This is a genomic window from Pseudomonas sp. ATCC 43928 (assembly GCF_005938665.2).
Taxonomy (GTDB): domain Bacteria; phylum Pseudomonadota; class Gammaproteobacteria; order Pseudomonadales; family Pseudomonadaceae; genus Aquipseudomonas.
The window spans coordinates 4005256-4022951 of sequence record NZ_CP041753.1 but is presented as its reverse complement, the minus strand read 5'-3'; the positions used below and the strand labels follow the sequence as shown (position 1 = coordinate 4022951).

Here is a 17696-nt window from a genome sequence, read left to right as displayed (position 1 = left end):
TCATCTTGGAGAAAGTAACATTCGGCGCGAGGCGAAGCCGGATGTCATGCGCATAGGGATAAGGAATATGGTTTCGATTCAGGTGGATGGTGAGGACAAGACCGCAAAGATCAGCGACTGGGCGATTCGCTGGAGCGACAAGTACGAAGCCCTGGAACTGACCTGTCACTTCCCCTCCAAGAAAAAATACACCCGTGCGCTCAGTAACTGCCAAGTTTCGCCCACCCGCGAGTTGACCAATGTATTGCTGCACAAGCCCGGCAGCACGATCGTCACGCCCATTGCCAAAGCTACGATTTACGGCGAGCGATATGCCGTCGTGCACTACCCGGGCGCCGAAAAGCCCTATGTCTACAAGATGGACGGTATCGGCTTTACCGCCCCGACATCGATGAAGGAAACACCGGTCTTCCGCTATTTCACTCTCGTGGCGAATGCCCGACAGGATCACGCTGAGTCGAAAACTGATCGTGAAATTGCCGACAATGTGGTGCGCCAGCTCGGAAAACTGCCCGCCATCGCTGGCACTGCCCTGCAAGCCTATTGTACGGGGCGCAACGGCACGCTGGCGCCGGGTCAGGGGCTCATCTATCCGTTCGGGCTTAACGAGAGTCAGCTTCAGGCGGTCGAGCGGGCGTTCAGCGCGCAAATCAGCGTGATCGAAGGCCCGCCAGGGACCGGCAAGACGCAGACGATCCTCAACATCCTCGCCAATATTCTGTTACGTGGGCAGACGGTAGCGGTGCTGTCCAACAACAACGCTGCCGTGGAAAACGTCTACGAAAAGCTGGAGAAATACGGCCTGGGCTACTTGGTCGCCAAGCTTGGCAACCAGGACAAACGTGAGGCCTTCTTTGCCGATCTGCCTGCTTGGCCATCAAACGCACCCGAGCCGGCACCATCCCTAGATGAAATCCAGGCCTTGCTGACCCGCTTGAAGCAGCACCTGCAAGACCACAACAGGGCGGCACAACTGCAAATCGAGCTGGACGAGCTGGTCATCGAGCGGCGCTACCTGCAGCAGTGGCAGGCAGAAAGCGATGTACAGGCCACAGTCTCGCTCGACAAGTACGGCCTGACACCGCGCAAGACTGCGGACCTCATGGCCTACCTGGCGTACCTCGGCGAGCAGCGCATTCATCTCAAAGACCGTATCGAGCTTCTGTTCAAATTCAGAATCTTTCGCACCAAGCCATTCACCGAGGGCGAGGCGCGCATGGCCGTTTTCCATGCACTGCAGATGCATTACTACGACAAGTCGCTACGGGACAAGGAAGCGGAGCTGCGGGCGTGCCGTGAATCGTTGGCACGCGCGAATTTCACGGCCCTGCTGAAAGAACTGACAACAGCATCGATGCACCATCTCAAGCAGCATCTGCAACTTCAGGTACCGCCGTCGGACAGCTTTGATGTCAAAACTTACCGCAGGCATTTCGATGTCTTCTTGCAGCGCTTCCCTATCCTGGGCAGCGGCACGCACTCCATCGTCAATTCGATCGCGCCGGGAGCGGTCCTCGACTACGTGATCATCGACGAAGCCTCTTTGCAGGACATCGTGCCGGGCATCCTGCCACTGGGCTGCGCAAAGAACCTGATCGTCGTTGGAGACAACCGCCAGTTGCCGCATATCCCTGTGGCACTGGGGCTTCAAGCGCCCGCCGAAGTCTACGATTGCGAGCACTACAGCCTGCTGGATTCGTGCATTGCCGTGTTTCAGGACACGCTGCCCAGAACCCTGCTGAAAGAACATTACCGCTGCCACCCCAGGATCATCCAGTTCTGCAACCAGCAGTTCTACGACAACGCACTGGTGCCGATGACCGAGGACAAGGGCGAAGCCCCCCTGCGCCTGGTGGTGACAGCCAAGGGCAACCACGCCAGGAAGAACACCAACCTTCGGGAATTGGACTCCCTGCTGAAGGTGCTTGGGGACGAGGGGCCGCCCGTCGGTATGGACGGTGAAGGCCGCGGTTACATCGCCCCGTTCCGGGCGCAAGTCAACCTTTCCGACACGCACTTGCCGACGGATTTCGTCAAGGACACCGTGCACAAGTTTCAGGGGCGCGAATGCGACGAGATCGTCTTCTCCACCGTGCTGGACAAGAAGCGCTACAACCAGGCGCGAACACGCCTGGATTTCGTCGACGACCCACGCATGATCAACGTGGCAGTTTCGCGGGCCAAACATCGCTTCACCCTGGTGAGCGGTGACGAGGTGTTCACTGACAACAATGGCCACATCGCCGCGCTGATCCGCTACATCAGCTATTACGCGCAGGACGATCAGATCGTACGCGCGCCGGTGGTGTCGGCATTCGACTTGCTGTACCGCGAGTACGACCAGTCTCTGGCACGCTTGGACGCCCGCCTGCGGCCCGAGGATTCACGCTACAAGTCCGAGCAGATCGTGGCACAGTTGCTGCGTGAAGCGCTGTCAGCCCCGGCGTGCCAGGCATTGAAGTACCACACACAGATCCAGCTGGATAAGCTTGCATCGCCGGGTAGCCTCGACTGGACGGAGCCCCAGCGGGCGTTCATGAGGCGCGCCAGTTGCGATTTCGTGATCTATTTCAAAGTGGGCAAAAAACCGATAGGGGTGATCGAGGTTGATGGCGGGTACCACGACCGACCCGTGCAGGCAGCTCGGGACGCCATGAAAAATGAGATTTTGGCTAGAAGTGGCATTCCTATTCTGCGGCTGCGGACAGTTGAGAGTGACATTGAGCGGAGAGTTGGCGACTTTATCGGGCAGTGGGCTAGTCCTACGCATGGCGCATAAGCACTGGGTCAGAGGTCGTCAGTCGTTGATGGTAGCAATCGACCCGAAGCTGCCTGTAGCCAAGCCGCAAGCTAGCCGATCGAAGGGTTACCGAAAGTATTCGCGACTCCTGTGGGAGCGGGCTTACCGGAGTGCCGCACCACCGCGAACACGGGCGAAGCCCTTGCCATCCAACACGATGCCAGAGACAGCATTTCGCATGTAAGGATCAGGCTTGGTCAGTAATCGCTTCAGGGATCGGGTCGAAAGCAGCCGCTGGTGAGGGACCGCTTTCGACCCAGGCTGTGTAAAAACGTTTTAGAGCAGGTTTGAAGGTTCGAATCGGAACGAAAACCGCGTTCCTACGCAAATTTCAGGACCACTGAACTGATCTGCCAATCACGGTCAGATTTTACGTAGCGACACAGACTTCAAAACGAGGCCTGCGTTTTTACACAGCCTGGACCCATAGCGGACACTCCAGCAGCCAGTCAGATGTGTCTACGAGACCAGAGGGCCATTCAACTTACTGGAAATTGTCTGCCCCCGACCTAGGCAACCTCATTGCGCACTTGACGGCAACTCTTATCCGGTATGGCGTGGCTTACAACCTCCTAACATCAGGCATTAGGTACTTTAAGGTCGAACAACAGCTCATCGGTTGCGCGATCAAAATGGTCGGTAAGGAAATCCAGCAATACACGCACGCGGGGAATCCGGTAACGATTGCCGTGTAATACCGCGTAGACGCCGGCCTCTCGGACACAAAAGTCAGGTAACAGGACCTTCAGTCGTCCAGCACGGATATCGGCTGCCGCATCCCAAATAGTCTTGCGTGCGATGCCATGTCCAGCCAACGCCCATGCGCGCGCGAGGGCGCCGTCGTTGGTTTCCCATGCCTGGCTCATGGGAACGGTGTGGTTCCATTCCTGACCATCCACCACAAAGTGAAAGGTGTTCAATGGACCTGCAGACGTCACCAGCACGATGAACTTGTGGCTAGGCAAGTCAGCAGGGGTTTGGGGTTTACCGTATCGCGCCAGATAATCAGGCGAAGCGCACAGTACTCGCCAGTTGGGAGCCAACTGCCTGGCGATCATCGAGCTGTCATGCGGCTGTCCAAACCGGATTGCCAGATCGACATCGTCCTGCACCAGATTTGACACCGAGTCCGACAACGTCAGTGCGACGTACAGTTCCGGGTGCAATGTACTGAATGTCTCAAGCCAGTCATTTAAAAGATTGCGGCCAAAATCGGCGGATGCGGATATCCGGACCTTGCCACGCACCTCTGTTTGACTGGCTTGAAGTCCAGCTTCCGCCTCATCGATAGCCCGCAATGCGACCCAGCATTGCTGCAAATAAAACCGACCTTCTTCCGTGAGGCGCAACTGACGCGTTGTGCGATCAAACAACTTGGTGCGCAGCGCCGCCTCAAGCTTGATAAGTCGCGCGCTGGCCGCGGCCGGCGACAGCGCCAGTTTGCGCCCTGCGGCAGACAAGCTGCCGAGTGCTGCCGCTTCGACAAACAAACGCATGTCGCCCAATCGGTCAGTAGCCATATTCAATTCAAATTTGATGGTTCATCAAATGGTAGACCAATTATCAAATCCGTAGCAATTCATCACACTCACGTCTCCCATTCCTCTGAGCACAGGTCATGACCAGCAAATCGCAATTTGAAAATGGCTCTTTCACGACATCGGGCAATACCGAATACCTCACTACTGGGCGTCTCCCATTGGCGGCCCTGTTGGCGCTGACAATGGGGAGCTTTATCGCCACCGCCAACGAAACGGTGCCAGCAGGACTTTTGCCGCAAATCGCCGAGGCATTTGGTGTGTCGCAAGCGTGGGCTGGTCAGATGGTGACCCTATGTGCGCTGGGCTCAGGGTTAGCGGCTATTCCATTGACTCTCGCGTTGCAGGGCTGGCGTCGGCGCTTGGTGCTATTACTGGCTGTCGGGGTGTTTTGCGCCTGTAATGCGGTGACCGCCCTGTCGCCCTGGTTTTCATTGACGCTGGCTGCCCGCTTCGTGGTGGGTATCGCAACCGGTCTGGCCTGGAGCCTGCTGGCCGGCTATGCCAGACGATTGGTCGCCCCACAGCAGCACGGTCGCGCAATGGCGCTGGCCATGCTCGGCATCCCTTTGGCACTTGCCCTAGGCGTACCGCTAGGTGCCTGGCTCGGCAAGCTGCTGGGATGGCGTTGTGTGTTCGGGACTCTCTCAGGACTCAGCCTTTTGCTGATGGCCTGGATATATCTGAAAGTGCCTGATTATCCCGGACAACGCTCCGATCGACGCTTGCCGCTACGCAGGGTCCTGCAAACCCCAGGCGTGCGGCCCGTGCTGGCGGTGGTCATGCTCTGGATCCTGGCTCACTACACCCTCTATACCTATATTGCTGCGTTCCTGGCTTCTGTTGGATTGGCCGATCAGATAGATCGGGGCCTTCTTTCATTCGGTATTGCGGCCTTGTTCGGTCTATGGATGATCGGCACGCTGATTGATGACAGGCTTCGGAGTCTGGTACTGCTCAGCCTGACAGCATTCATCCTGGTTTCGTTTGCCCTGGGCCTGGGTGAGCTGCCCGTCAGTGCGATCTATATCGGCATCGTCCTGTGGGGGATGAGCTTCGGTGGTGCGCCAACCTTATTGCAAACCTCCTTGGCTGATGTTGCCAGTGACGGCGCTGATATTGCGCAATCAATGTTGGTGACCGTCTTCAATCTGGCGTTTGCAGGCAGTGGTGTGATCGGCGGCATTTTCCTGGAAACATGGGGGGCAGGTGCTATTCCCTGGGTAGCGCTGGCATTGTTACTACCAGCGCTGTTGATTGTTTCGATAGCCAAGGGGCATGCTTTCAGGCGTTAACTACTGCCGAGGTGTTGAGGATTTATCAACCCTAAGAGGGTGGGCAGAGGTGATCATTGAGGCTTCATTTGATTTGGCCTTGATACACCCTTGGTTTAAGGGCGATCCCTTCAATGAGCCTCCGTAGTTGTGCTCGCGATCGCCCTCGTGATGAGCAAGTGACCGATCTCTACCTATAAACGCGGTCAGCTGCTGGTCGATTTCTATCCGCGAAAGGCTGTTTCTGGTCGCTTTCTGCCTATCACGACTGACGGAGATCGACCCGTTTTCTGCCTTTCAGCATAGGCAGCTATGGCTCAGCATCAAACCGCACAAATCTTCTAAACGTCCTTTTCAAAAGCGCGGTAATTTAGTCGCCCGCACAGTTCAAAGCTGAACCATACCTCTGGAGCCTTCCGTGGATAAACGCAACTGGATTGAGCTGTCCCAGGATGCCGATACCGGGATTGAATCGATTCGTGCCCATTTTCAGGGGCATGCCTACGATCCGCACTGGCATGACAGTTTTCTGGTGGGGGTCACCGAACAGGGGGTGCAGCAGTTCAATTGCCGACGCGTTCGCCATCTTAGTACGCCGGGCAAGGTATTCATGCTGGAGCCGGGGGAAATCCACGATGGGCATGCGCCGACCGAGGAAGGGTTTACCTATTCCATGCTCTACCTCGATCCGCACTGGCTTGAACGGGAGTTGCATGCGTTGTTCGAGCACGCGCCGGCCGATAGTCAGCCGGGCTTTGCCGACACCCTGAGCCAGGATCCGGGCCTGGCCACTGCCATTTATCAAGCCTTCCACGTGCTCCATGAGGGTGACTTGCGCATCGTGCGCCAGAGCGCCATCGATACCTTGTTGGGGGCGCTCACTTGCCACCTTGATTGGCGCAAGCGGCAGGCCTTTGATCCGCGTCTGCCGTTGGTGGCCCAGGTTGCGCGTGACTATCTGCATGCCCATGTCTACGAGGACATCGGGTTGGATGATCTGGCTCAAGCCTGTGGTGTTGATCGCTTTCGCTTGACGCGGGCCTTCAAGGCAGCCTTTGGGCTGGCGCCTCATGCTTATCTGATCCAGCTGCGCCTGGCCAAGGCGCGGCAGCTACTGGCGCGGGGCGAGTCGCCGGCGCAGGTGGCCAGTGCTCTCGGGTTCTCCGATCAAAGCCATATGGGGCGCTGGTTCCGCCGTGCCTACCAGCTCACGCCAGCGGACTACCGCAAGCGCTGCTCAAACCTTCCAGACTGAATCCCGCTGACCCGCGACCATGGCCTCCTATCTGATCAAGGAGTCCATGCCATGTCTTTTTCGCTGTTCCTTTCTGCGCCTTCGATGTGTCCTCAGGGAGTCTGAGCCATGGAATCGTTGTTGCCTTTCCTGCTGTTTGCGTTCGTTGCCTCGATCACCCCGGGGCCGACCAATATTCTGGTGCTGAGCCACAGTTCGCGGTGGGGGCTAGGTGCCACGCTACCCCTAATTTTTGGCGCATGCGTGGCGGCGGCGCTGATTGTGTTTGCCGTCGGGCTCGGCGTGGGCGAGACGCTGCTGCGGTTTCCGCGAGTGCAGCAGGCGATGGCCTGGGCCGGGGTGTTCTGGTTGAGTTGGCTGGCCTGGCAGATCTTTCAAAGCGCGCCGCCGTCCCTGAACCCGACTACCCCGCGCGACGAGGGCCTGAGTGTGTTCGGTGCCGCCACCCTGCAATTGCTCAACCCCAAAGTCTGGATGATGGCGGTGGCGGTGGTGAGCGTGTTTGCCGGTGGCGGCGACAAGACCATGCGGCTGGTGTTGTTGTCGCTGGTGTTCCTGTTGGTCTCTTTGCCGTGCATGACTCTGTGGGCGTTGCTCGGCGTGGGTAGTGCTCGGTTTTTTGGTTCGCCACAGGCGTTCAAACGCGTGAACCATGCACTGGCTTTTTTGCTGCTGGTGTCGGCCTGGTTGACCGTGCTGGTGTAGGTCGAACATGCCTGGGCAGGGCGCTTTAATCAGCAGCCAGACCCCGCCTGTCACGACAGGCAGAAAACGACCCAAAGCTGCCGGTGGCGATAGATAGTCAAAAACGGCCAAGTGCGGACTGACACACGGATTCCGTCCATTTGCGCGAGCCAATGGGCACTCCGTAACAACCGCTGAACCTAACGACTTTCGTAGAGAGGCTGCCGATGCAGGACATTCCAACCATGTACGGTACCCACACGCTACGGAGAATCAAGGTATCGCTAATCTATCGCAGGACGAAGAACCTGAGAGCAGTGCAACTCCTGCTTGGCCGTACGAAGCTTGAATGTACCGTTAGATACTTGGGGATCGAGGTCGATGACACCCTGGAAATGGCGGAACAGATGGACCTCTGACCACCCACTGCAACGGTCGAGGCTAGACCGTCGCAGTCTCTTGCCAGGCTCTAGGTTGCCAATGCTATATGACCAGTAGGAAGGATTTGTTCAAGCATTGCTTGGCGAGGCACCAATCGCTGCAGATCTTTCATCGTGACGTTCCAGCTATCCAGGCGTCTATAACTTCGTAGCCAAGGTTGGCTCTCATCCTGGAAGAGGGAGATCTTTTATGATCATTAAACCGCGCGTTCGCGGCTTTGTCTGTGTGACTACCCACCCCACTGGCTGCGAAGCCAACGTCAAGAATCAGATCGATTACGTTACTACGAAAGGATTGATCACCGGGGGGCCAAAGAACGTACTGGTGATTGGTGCATCGACCGGATACGGACTTGCTGCGCGGATAACGGCAGCTTTTGGTTGTGGCGCCAGCACTCTCGGTGTGTTTTTCGAACGTGAAGGCGATGAGGGCAAGCTCGGCACCGCCGGCTGGTACAACACAGCGGCCTTTCACACGTTTGCCGAGTCCGACGGCCTCTACGCCAAGAGCATCAACGGCGATGCTTTTTCCGATGAGATCAAACAGAAGACTATCGACGTTATCAAGCGCGACTTCGGGAAGGTCGACCTGGTTGTTTACAGTCTTGCCGCACCGCGCCGGACACACCCCAAGACGGGTGAAGTATTCAGTTCTACCCTTAAGCCGCTCGACAAGGCCGTGACCTTGCGGGGCCTGGATACTGATAAGGAAGTGGTCAAGGACACCACGCTACTACCCGCGACCCAAAGCGAAATCGATGGCACGGTGGCCGTGATGGGCGGCGAAGATTGGCAGATGTGGATCGATGCCCTGCACGAAGCGGGTGTTCTGGCTGATGGGGCGAAAACGACCGCGTTCACTTATCTGGGCGAAAAGCTGACTCATGACATCTACTGGAACGGCTCCATTGGTGCGGCCAAGAAGGACCTGGATCAGAAAGTCCTTGGTATCCGTGAACGGTTGGCTGTTCTGGGAGGTGACGCGCGGGTCTCGGTATTGAAAGCGGTGGTTACCCAGGCAAGTTCAGCTATCCCGATCATGCCGCTGTATCTGTCATTGTTGTTCAAAGTCATGAAGGAGCAGGGCACACACGAGGGATGCGTCGAGCAGGTCTACGCGCTCTACAAAGACAGCTTGTACGGCCATTCTCCAGTTATGGATCAAGAGGGTCGCCTGCGCGCGGACTACAAGGAGCTGGCTCCCGAAGTCCAGGATCGGGTCAAGCAACTATGGGATCAGGTCAGCAATGACAACCTTTATGAACTTACTGATTTTGTCGGTTACAAGGCGGAGTTCCTGCGTCTCTTCGGTTTCGGGATCGAAGGGGTGGACTACGAGGCTGACGTCGATCCGGACGTCAAGATCTACAACCTGCTCCAAGCTTAGGTCGTAAGTATGGATAGCTGCCTCGATGCCCATGCAGAGGCAGCTGCTGCCCAAGAGGGGTTGTAACGGGATGTCTGTTTTGGCCGGTTGAATCCACAGCTGAAAGCGGTGCTTCGATGAACGTCCGGTCTTGGCCAGCCCCCTTCGATACCGACAAATTTATCCCTGCCGACCGGATCTCTGGCAGCGTATAAGAGGCCGCCCCCGGCAGCCCAATCCTCAGAGCGACCTGCCTAAGCGCCATACCTCTAACTTCGCAACCCCCTCAAAGCAACCGTTCAATGGCAGAATCTCCTCAACTTGATCGTTTTGGAGAACACCATGCTTCGTGCGTTTGAACGAAGGCTCGACCCTTTTCCTCCTGACGAGGTACCACCGCCACCCGACGGCCTGGCTCGCTTCCTGTGGGCCTGTACGCGGGGTGCCCGCGGTTACATTCTGGTGTTTGCGCTGCTCAGTGCCGGTGTGTCGATTTACGAAGCCTGGCTATTTTCCTTCCTCGGGCAAGTCGTGGACCTGCTCTCGACCTGGCAGGCAGGCGGTGAAGCGGCTGCGCAGGAAAGTCGCGTGTTGTGGGGCATGGGCATCATCATGGTGGCCAGTGTCGGGCTGGTGGCGTTGCGCACCATGGTGCAGCATCAGATATTGGCGATTAACTTGCCGTTGCGGCTGCGCTGGGACTTCCATCGCTTGATGCTGCGGCAAAGCCTTTCGTTTTTTTCCGATGAGTTTTCCGGCCGGGTCACGACCAAGGTGATGCAGACGGCGCTAGCGGTGCGCGACATGCTATTCACCCTTATCGAGATCGCGCCCGGGATCGGGGTATATTTCATCGCGATCATCGCACTGGCCGGCGGCTTCGCCCTGAAACTGATGCTGCCTTTCATTGCCTGGGTCGTGTTGTTCGGGCTGGCCATGTGGTACTTCGTGCCCCGCCTGGGGAAAGTCGGGCAGGAACAGGCCAATGCGCGGTCGATGATGACCGGGCGTATCTCAGACGCCTACACGAACATCACGACGGTGAAGCTGTTCTCCCACTCCAATCGTGAAGCGCATTTCGCGCGTGCAGCGATGGAGGATTTCAAACAAACCGGCTTTCGCCAGATGCGCCTGGTAAGCCAGTTCGAGATCGTCAACCAGGCATTGGTGGTGGCGTTGATCATGGCAGCAGGGGGGTATGCCCTGTGGCTATGGCACCAGGGTGAGGTCGGCGCAGGAGCCGTGGCGGCAATCACCGCCATGGCGTTGCGTATCAACGGCATGTCGCACTGGATCATGTGGCAAATGACCTCGCTGTTCGAGAGCATCGGCACCGTGCAGGATGGCATGGCAACCTTTACCCGGGGCCCAAAGGTGCAGGATGCGCCGGACGCGGGCGTGCTCGTGACCTCCGGCGGCGCGGTCACCTTCGATAAGGTGAGCTTCAACTACAATGGCGAACGTCAGGTGCTCGATGGCCTGAGCCTGCACATCCGTCCGGGCGAAAAGATCGGTCTGGTTGGCCGCTCTGGCGCCGGCAAATCCACGCTTATCAACTTGCTGCTGCGCTTTTATGACGTCGACAGCGGGGAGATTCGCATCGATGGCCAGAACATCGCACAAGTGACGCAAGACAGCCTGCGCGGCGCCATCGGTATGGTCACGCAGGATACCTCCCTGCTGCACCGTTCCATTCGTGACAACATCGCCTACGGCCGCCCCGATGCGACCGACGCGCAAATCCGCAGCGCCGCGGCCAATGCCCAGGCCGATGAGTTCATCAGCCAACTGAGCGACCGGCAAGGCCATACCGGTTACGACACCCTTGTGGGTGAGCGCGGCATCAAGCTGTCGGGCGGCCAGCGCCAACGCGTCGCGATTGCCCGGGTGATGCTCAAGAATGCCCCGATCCTGCTTCTTGACGAGGCCACCAGCGCGCTGGACTCGGAAGTCGAAGTGGCCATACAGGAAAGCCTCGATGAAATGATGCAGGGCAAGACGGTGATCGCCATCGCCCATCGACTGTCCACCATTGCGGCCATGGACCGGCTCATCGTGATGGACAACGGACGCATCATCGAACAGGGCACCCACACCGAATTGCTCGGGAAGAACGGGATTTATGCGCGGCTGTGGCAGCATCAAAGCGGCGGGTTTCTGGGTGAGGATCAGGGAGTGGTCGAGGCTATGGATCAGGTGTGAGCGTGAAGAGGGCGCAGCCGGGGGCGATAGGGGCGGGCTACGACCATTGCCACTCGGCGACGGCTGCTGTCGGCCCAAAGTGGGCAGATCGGTCCTGACTCGGACCGGTCTGTCGATGGCGGTTAGAAACACCAGTCCTCAGCATATACGACGCGACAGAATGGTCCTGCCAGAGTCGCATTGTGATGAGCAACAATCTCTTCAGCCTTCAGCGCAGGGGTGCTGTTGCAGGTGTGGCCATCGGCGATCAGCACTGCATCGAATCCAAAATCCCGTGCAGCGCGGCAGGTGCTATCGACACAGTATTGGGTCTTCATTCCGGTAATGACCACGCCCTGAGCGCCACAAGCTCGTAGCTGATCGGCCAGAGCTGTCTTGGTGAAGGCGTTGGGTCGGCTTTTCTCGAAGATCACTTCGTCACCCTGTAGCTCCAGTTCCTGCACCAGTTGCGTCAACGGACTTCCGGACTCGATAGGCGAACCAGGTGGACCAATATGGCGTGCGAGAAAAATCGGCGCACCTGCACGCCGGGCTTTACTCAACAGGTTATTCAACGTGTCTAGCAGCGCTTCGCCAGCCCATGGTTTTTCCGGACCATGAAACAACCCAACCTGCATATCGAGAATCAACAGTGCATACATAGTGCTTTTCCTTGCGTTTGGGCCAGCGACACAAGGGCAAAAGAAAAGGCCCTATCCATCACTGGCGGGCCTTTGAAGTTCGTGTGTTATTGGCTCACGACACCTCTCACGACCCGCCTCTGGCGGTCGTGGTAGTCGTGGTCAAGGCAATTCGTGGCTGATTCATAACGCTGACAGTAGCTGCACGGCACCGGGTTGGCAAATGAGCGCATGAAGGTGAGGACTGATTCACCATCGTTAAGGTTCGCTTTTGGCCGATAGCCGTCCGCTGTAAAGCGCAACTATCGAATTCCTAGTCGCTCTGCTTCAGTCGCATTTTCCGAAAGCTGGATTTCTACAGACATGGCGCTCTCCCTGAGCAGTGAGTAACGGGGTCAACAAGGTATGATTCTTAATCTCTGCGCGTGGAACAATACTCCACAATGAGTTGAGTGACCGCTGTCACAATCGCCTGATCCGCTTCAGGAGCGCTGAACAACCGAAACTGCGCATCGGGCAAATCCGGCAATCCTTGTTCCGCACCAAGAACCGCCAGTCCTTGCCCCAACTGGCTGACTGGCATGGGCGCTACCGCGAAGCCAGCAAGCGCCGCGGCTCGCAATCCGGCCGTGCTGCTGCACAACATCGCCGTTCGTTGGGCGATCCCCGCCCGAGCCAGTTGTGTCAGGGCCACCTCGCGATAAGGGCACGGCTCGGGGAACAGGGCCAGCGGCAACGGCGTCGGTAACTCGGTGACGGGCTGCGCCGACCAGGCCCACACCAGCGGTTCTTGCCATAGCAGCAGCCCCGTGTCGCTGGTTTCGCACAGAGAGCCGATGACCAGTTCCAGATGCCCTTGTTTCATCGAGGCCAGCAACGTGCCCGGAATGCCCACCTGCACGTCGATCTCCATCCCCGGGTACTGCGCCGCGAAATCCTGAAAAGTCCGCATTAGTCGCGATTCGACAAAGTCTTCGGATACCCCGATCCGCAGCCTCCCGTGAAACGGCGTGCGTGTCAGTTCTGCCCAAGCATCACGGTTCAGCGCGAGTATCGTGCGTGCATAAGCCACCAGGCGTTCGCCATCGGGCGTCAGTCGCTGGGAACGGGTGGTACGCCTCAACAGGGGTTTACCAATCTGTTCTTCCAGTCGTCGCACGTGCCCACTGACCGCGGACTGGGTCAGGTGCAGCTTCTCGGCTGCACGGCTGAAGCCTTCTTCATCGACGACCGTGACAAATGTCTTGAGTAGCAGAGCATCGAACATAGTTTGATACGTGATTAATGGCTTATTTATTTACGATTTATATTCCAAATAAAACTATGTTGCAATGTTTACCGCCCCCCATCTCCCATTACCCGAGGCGTGCCATGACTACTCTTCTACATATCGAATGTTCCCCGCGCAAACAGCGCTCGGCCTCCCTTGAAGTCGCCCGCAGCTTCATTGCGCGCTATCAGGAAAACACCCCGGACACCGAAATCATCACCCTTGACCTTTGGAACATTGCGTTGCCGGAATTCAATGATCTGGTCATGGAGGCCAAATACGCCGGACTCAACGGCACGTCCTTGACCCCGGCGCAAGACGACGCCTGGAACACCTTGAAAGCGCTGGCCGCGCATCTGCACAGCGCGGATGTGCTGGTGATGTCCGTGCCACTGTGGAATTTCAGCATCCCGTACAAACTCAAGCACTTCATCGACCTGGTGTCGCAGAAAGACATCCTGTTCAGCTTCGACCCGGAGCGCGGTCTGGAAGGCATGCTGCACAACAAGACCGCTGTGGTGATGTATGCCCGCGGCCTGGATTTTTCGGCGCAGTCGATCACCCCGGCAGAGCGCTTCGACTTCCAGAAGCCCTACGTGGAAGCCTGGCTGAAATTTATCGGCGTGACGGATGTGCACTCGGTGACTGTAGAGAAGACCATCCTGGGGGAAGACGTTGACCTCTGCGCGCGTGAGGTCGCGACTCAGCAGGCCAGGAGATTGGCGGATAGTCTTGGTCGCTGAGGTTACAGAATCTTTCGCACGAAGAGGCCTGTTGGTCCCCCCAGTCACGGGGGCCAAGAGCAGTCATTGGACAGAGTGATGGCCCTGTACTAGCATCACCCAGAATGATGCCTATTTGAATTGAGTTGCCACGAACGCCTTTAGATGGATCGTTAGAAGTAGTAGGAGTAGTCCATGGACGAAAGAACTTTCTACGATAGTGGTAAATTAAAAGTCACTGGCGTGAGATCTGTCGTCAATGATCATATCTATACTTTATCGCCTGTGAACTCAACCTGATTGACCCCAGTAGCCATTGGCGCTTATTTGCTTGTCTACTCAAAAGCGGGGGGGTGGCGGTTCCCTCCTGCTCATCTCAGTCTCAGTAGTTCACTTAATGATTGCTTTAATCAGGATGGGGTCACATGATGCTACTCATAATTACCTGCTCAATTGTTATTTCAATGATGTTTGGGGCGCTATTTTACATCGTAAGGCAACCATTAAACCCAAGAAAAACTTTGCAAAATAGTATTTATAGTGGTGTCGCATTTACTGCGCTGGTAAGGCTTGTTGCAACAACTAATAAAGTTAACTCATCTATTCTCGTGCTTGTTGCGGCGGCGATAGGGGTTGTTGTCTGTTTTTTTCTTGGTTGGTCTTTGATTGGTATAATAAAAGAGAAAAAAGAAAGCGCTTGAGAAAAGCAGGAAAGGATTTATTTGGTGAGACTGGTGAGGAGGTTTTTGCTGGACAAACGAGCGCTGTTTCTGGATCGGCTGGATGTCCGTGGTGATGAGCATGAAAATGGTTTTTTTGGTTTCTAAATTTTTAGCTGGGACTTCTGGTGTCTTACTGTTTTTTTATCGAAATAGCTTGTTTGTTCAATATGCGGGGGAGGGCACGAAAAATCCAGACGCGACACATCAAGTCCTGATCAATAATCACGGGGCTTATTCATATATAACCTCGACGCAATCTGACCATCTTCGTATGTTGATTTTGGCAGCGGCTGCTTTATTTGCAGTAGCGATCGCCATCGATCTTTTACAAAAGAAATACCGTCGTTAAATTACAGAGGAAATGGGGCGCAGCCCCCCCCAGCGCTATAGTTGCGCATCCTGCACCGTAGGCTATTCAACGCCCAACGGGATATTCAAACCCAGCTTCACGGTGCTCATCGAAACAAGGGTTTTGAAGCGTTTGACGTTATTGTTCTCAAAGAGCAACTCGCGGGTCAGGTCGGTGTACTGCTGCATGCTCCTGACCGCGAGGATCAGCACGAAGTCCCACTCGCCCGCGACGTAGTAACACTGCTGCACTTGCGGACACGCGGCAAAGCTTTTGCACAGTACTTTGATCGACGGCACGCTGCGTCCGGATTCGATCTGCGCCAGCATCGCCCGACTCACGCCGCATTGCCGGGCCAGAGCGTCGAGGGACAAATGGCGCTTGCCCCGCAGCCGTTGCAGGTTCTGCGCGACCCGCTCGCAGATCGGGTCTTCTGAATGGCCGCGTCAAAGCCCTCGACTGCTCCTGATCAACTCATAGGCCCGACGCACCAGCGGGTTCACGGTGTTGGGCCGAATCCACAAGTGGTAGGTCACGTCCGGCAGCCGTGGCAGGCCATCGTTTTCGCCGAGCACGCGCATGTCCGGGCCAAGCATTTCCATGCTTCTGGGCGTGACGCCCAGCCCGGCACGCGTTGCGGCCTTGATGCCGATCAGGTTCGACGCCAGGTACGCCTGGCGCCATGGAATATTCGCGCGCTCCAGCGCTTCCAGGGCGTAGCGACGATAGATACTCGGTTCATCCACCAGAATCAGCGGCAAGGGTTCTTCGGGCGTATGAATGTACTGCGCCGAGCAGATCCACCACACCGGCGAAGTGCGCAAGGCGAAGCCTTCGAGCGTCGGGTCTTCGCGGGTAGAGATCACCATGTCGACCTTGCCCCGGTGCAGGTCATCCATCAGAAACGGGCTGCGGCCGACATCGATCTCCAGGCGCAAGCGCGGGGCCGAGCGGGCGATGTGGCTGAGGATCGGCGGCAGGATGGTGTCGGCGATGTCATGGGGCGAGCCGATCCGCAGCACACCGCTCAAGTTGCTTTCGCGCAGGGAATTCAGCGCATCGTCGTTGAGCGAAAGCATCTGCCGCGCGTGACGCAACAACTGCAAACCGGCTTCAGTCAGTTGCTTCTGACGCCCGCGCTTCTCGAACAGATTCACCCCCACTTGTTGTTCCAGGCGTTGCATGTGCTGGGTGACCGACGATTGTGTGCGGGCCAGTTGCGCGCCGGCCTCGGCAAAACTGTGGTGATCGACCACGGCAATGAAGGTGCGCAGCAATTCGAGATCGAGGGTAGGTGAGGTCGGCATGGCCATTTCCGGGCTGTTTTTATATCAGGGCTGCAAACATAAACATTACATTTGTTTATGTATTTTTGGCGATATTTTAGTGCTAATGCGGTAACTACGGGCGCTGTGAGGATTTTCGCTTAGCAGCAATACGGCAAGTTATAACGATATTAGATATTTGAATTTCCGTTACTTCAGGACTGTACCTAGGATGCCGCCTCATCAGGTCGGGGAACGCCGATCATCCATGAGGGGAAATCCATGTTGCTTGAGCGCTCACCTGTAAAACGCTGGTTGCCTGTAATGCTGAGCGCCTTGATCTCATTGGCCGCCAGTGCCGGGGCTCAGGCTGATGCCACGCTGGACAAGATCCAGCAACGCCATGTGCTGACGGTGGGGGTCGTACTGTCCGGCGGCCCCTTCGGCAGTATCGATCCGGGTACTCAGAAACCTCGGGGCTTGAACGTCGACCTCGCTCAGGAACTGGGTCGGCAGTTGGGCGCCGAGGTGCAACTGGTGCCGGTATTGCCCGCCAACCGCGTGCAGTTTTTGCAGCAGGGCAAAGTGGATTTGTTGATCGCCAACATGGAATGGACCGCCGAGCGCGGTGCGATCCTCGGTTTTGTGCCAACGCCTTTCTACCGTGTCGGCGGTACCGCGGCGCTGCTCAAGGACAGCAAGATCACCCGTTGGGAAGACCTCAAGGGCCAGCCCGTCTGCACCTCCCAGGGCAGCAGCTACATCAAGCCGCTCACCGAGCTGGGTGTGGAGATCAAGGCGTTCAAGAGCTCGTCGGAATCCTTGCTCGCGCTGCGTGGCAACAACTGTGTCGCGGCGGTGCATGACGCCACGCTGATCAACCCGTTGATCGCCGACAACGCCGAATGGCAGGGCTATCGCGCGCTGAGTCCGGAGCTCAACCCGGCCCCTTCGGTGATCTGGACCCGACCTGGCGAACGCGATACCCAGGCCCGGCTCGACCCCATCGTCAAGGAACTGCACCGCAGCGGCTGGCTGATCGACGCCCAGACCCGCAACCGCATAACGCCCGCGTCACCGGCCTTGGTGGAGTTGCAGAAACAGTTCCAGGCCAACGGCGCCTGAGCGGTTCACCTCATTGTTTTCAATAGACCGCCGACGGATTCGGCGGTCGTTCAAGGTAGTCGTG

14 protein-coding genes and 3 pseudogenes are annotated in these 17696 nt (G+C 57.1%); 11 read left to right on the top strand and 6 right to left on the bottom strand.

The annotated features are described in order from the left end of the window. The first annotated feature begins 67 nt into the window (after positions 1 to 67). Positions 68 to 2779, top strand: a complete 2712-nt coding sequence (locus tag FFH90_RS18280; protein WP_138867791.1) for an AAA domain-containing protein — start codon at positions 68 to 70, stop codon at positions 2777 to 2779. A 599-nt stretch (positions 2780 to 3378) separates the two neighbouring features. Here FFH90_RS18280 and FFH90_RS18275 read toward each other — a convergent pair. Beyond that, on the bottom strand, positions 3379 to 4320 hold the full coding sequence (locus FFH90_RS18275; protein WP_138867790.1) for a LysR family transcriptional regulator: 942 nt from the start codon (positions 4318 to 4320) through the stop codon (positions 3379 to 3381). A 98-nt stretch (positions 4321 to 4418) separates the two neighbouring features. On the opposite strand from FFH90_RS18275, the gene FFH90_RS18270 reads away from it, so the two are divergent. From FFH90_RS18270 to FFH90_RS18245, 6 genes and pseudogenes are all read left to right on the top strand, one after another. Next, positions 4419 to 5633 carry an MFS transporter gene (locus FFH90_RS18270; protein WP_064618398.1) on the top strand — a complete coding sequence of 405 codons (1215 nt, stop codon included), beginning with the start codon at positions 4419 to 4421 and terminating at the stop codon, positions 5631 to 5633. Between the two features lie 397 nt (positions 5634 to 6030). Further along, entirely contained in the window at positions 6031 to 6867 is an 837-nt protein-coding gene (locus FFH90_RS18265) for an AraC family transcriptional regulator (RefSeq protein ID WP_064618396.1), read from the top strand. A 108-nt stretch (positions 6868 to 6975) separates the two neighbouring features. Further along, on the top strand, positions 6976 to 7572 hold the full coding sequence (locus tag FFH90_RS18260; RefSeq protein ID WP_064618394.1) for a LysE family translocator: 597 nt from the start codon (positions 6976 to 6978) through the stop codon (positions 7570 to 7572). 218 nt (positions 7573 to 7790) lie between these two features. Beyond that, positions 7791 to 7970 (top strand): annotated as a pseudogene (locus FFH90_RS30395) (integrase); the annotation flags it as partial. Positions 7971 to 8181: 211 nt separating this feature from the next. Then, positions 8182 to 9378, top strand: coding sequence for an enoyl-ACP reductase FabV (fabV, locus tag FFH90_RS18250; protein WP_018929787.1), 1197 nt, complete (start codon positions 8182 to 8184; stop codon positions 9376 to 9378). A gap of 321 nt (positions 9379 to 9699) precedes the next feature. Further along, on the top strand, positions 9700 to 11559 hold the full coding sequence (locus FFH90_RS18245; RefSeq protein WP_138867788.1) for an ABC transporter ATP-binding protein: 1860 nt from the start codon (positions 9700 to 9702) through the stop codon (positions 11557 to 11559). A gap of 122 nt (positions 11560 to 11681) precedes the next feature. Here the strand turns inward: FFH90_RS18245 and FFH90_RS18240 are convergent, their stop codons facing one another. Together FFH90_RS18240 and FFH90_RS18235 are read right to left on the bottom strand one after the other, a co-directional pair. Beyond that, complete coding sequence (locus FFH90_RS18240) at positions 11682 to 12200, bottom strand: cysteine hydrolase family protein (protein WP_105345673.1); 519 nt, start codon at positions 12198 to 12200, stop codon at positions 11682 to 11684. 391 nt (positions 12201 to 12591) lie between these two features. Then, positions 12592 to 13446, bottom strand: a complete 855-nt coding sequence (locus tag FFH90_RS18235; protein ID WP_138867787.1) for a LysR substrate-binding domain-containing protein — start codon at positions 13444 to 13446, stop codon at positions 12592 to 12594. Between the two features lie 104 nt (positions 13447 to 13550). On the opposite strand from FFH90_RS18235, the gene FFH90_RS18230 reads away from it, so the two are divergent. The 3 genes from FFH90_RS18230 (at position 13551) to FFH90_RS18220 (ending at position 15242) form a co-directional block, all read left to right on the top strand. After that, the gene (locus tag FFH90_RS18230; RefSeq protein WP_138867786.1) at positions 13551 to 14192 is read left to right on the top strand and encodes an FMN-dependent NADH-azoreductase; all 642 of its coding nucleotides are present in this window, start codon (positions 13551 to 13553) and stop codon (positions 14190 to 14192) included. A gap of 404 nt (positions 14193 to 14596) precedes the next feature. Further along, positions 14597 to 14872, top strand: a complete 276-nt coding sequence (locus FFH90_RS18225) for a hypothetical protein (protein ID WP_138867785.1) — start codon at positions 14597 to 14599, stop codon at positions 14870 to 14872. An 82-nt stretch (positions 14873 to 14954) separates the two neighbouring features. Next, on the top strand, positions 14955 to 15242 hold the full coding sequence (locus tag FFH90_RS18220; protein ID WP_086946202.1) for a hypothetical protein: 288 nt from the start codon (positions 14955 to 14957) through the stop codon (positions 15240 to 15242). A gap of 62 nt (positions 15243 to 15304) precedes the next feature. On the opposite strand, the pseudogene FFH90_RS30740 reads toward FFH90_RS18220, so the two are convergent. The 3 genes and pseudogenes from FFH90_RS30740 to FFH90_RS18210 form a co-directional block, all read right to left on the bottom strand. Beyond that, positions 15305 to 15505: pseudogene (locus tag FFH90_RS30740) on the bottom strand (Lrp/AsnC ligand binding domain-containing protein); the annotation flags it as partial. Positions 15506 to 15514: 9 nt separating this feature from the next. Beyond that, a pseudogene (locus tag FFH90_RS30735) lies at positions 15515 to 15667 on the bottom strand (helix-turn-helix domain-containing protein); the annotation flags it as partial. Positions 15668 to 15688: 21 nt separating this feature from the next. After that, positions 15689 to 16549: a LysR substrate-binding domain-containing protein gene (locus tag FFH90_RS18210; RefSeq protein ID WP_138867784.1), complete on the bottom strand. Its 861-nt coding sequence runs from the start codon at positions 16547 to 16549 to the stop codon at positions 15689 to 15691. A 240-nt stretch (positions 16550 to 16789) separates the two neighbouring features. Between FFH90_RS18210 and FFH90_RS18205 the strand changes: the two genes are divergently transcribed. After that, positions 16790 to 17632 (top strand): transporter substrate-binding domain-containing protein, encoded by an 843-nt coding sequence (locus FFH90_RS18205; RefSeq protein WP_138867783.1) that lies wholly within the window; start codon positions 16790 to 16792, stop codon positions 17630 to 17632. Positions 17633 to 17696 lie beyond the last annotated feature (64 nt).

Excerpts from the sequence above, each read along its gene's own strand:
- FFH90_RS18245 (WP_138867788.1), top strand. The coding sequence starts at position 9,700 with ATGCTTCGTGCGTTTGAACGAAGGCTCGACCCTTTTCCTCCTGACGAG.
- FFH90_RS18270 (WP_064618398.1), top strand. The coding sequence starts at position 4,419 with ATGACCAGCAAATCGCAATTTGAAAATGGCTCTTTCACGACATCGGGC.
- FFH90_RS18235 (WP_138867787.1), bottom strand. The coding sequence starts at position 13,446 with ATGTTCGATGCTCTGCTACTCAAGACATTTGTCACGGTCGTCGATGAA.
- FFH90_RS18205 (WP_138867783.1), top strand. The coding sequence starts at position 16,790 with ATGTTGCTTGAGCGCTCACCTGTAAAACGCTGGTTGCCTGTAATGCTG.
- fabV (WP_018929787.1), top strand. The coding sequence starts at position 8,182 with ATGATCATTAAACCGCGCGTTCGCGGCTTTGTCTGTGTGACTACCCAC.
- FFH90_RS18225 (WP_138867785.1), top strand. The coding sequence starts at position 14,597 with ATGATGCTACTCATAATTACCTGCTCAATTGTTATTTCAATGATGTTT.
- FFH90_RS18220 (WP_086946202.1), top strand. The coding sequence starts at position 14,955 with ATGTCCGTGGTGATGAGCATGAAAATGGTTTTTTTGGTTTCTAAATTT.
- FFH90_RS18210 (WP_138867784.1), bottom strand. The coding sequence starts at position 16,549 with ATGCCGACCTCACCTACCCTCGATCTCGAATTGCTGCGCACCTTCATT.
- FFH90_RS18230 (WP_138867786.1), top strand. The coding sequence starts at position 13,551 with ATGACTACTCTTCTACATATCGAATGTTCCCCGCGCAAACAGCGCTCG.
- FFH90_RS18240 (WP_105345673.1), bottom strand. The coding sequence starts at position 12,200 with ATGTATGCACTGTTGATTCTCGATATGCAGGTTGGGTTGTTTCATGGT.
- FFH90_RS18275 (WP_138867790.1), bottom strand. The coding sequence starts at position 4,320 with ATGGCTACTGACCGATTGGGCGACATGCGTTTGTTTGTCGAAGCGGCA.
- FFH90_RS18260 (WP_064618394.1), top strand. The coding sequence starts at position 6,976 with ATGGAATCGTTGTTGCCTTTCCTGCTGTTTGCGTTCGTTGCCTCGATC.
- FFH90_RS18280 (WP_138867791.1), top strand. The coding sequence starts at position 68 with ATGGTTTCGATTCAGGTGGATGGTGAGGACAAGACCGCAAAGATCAGC.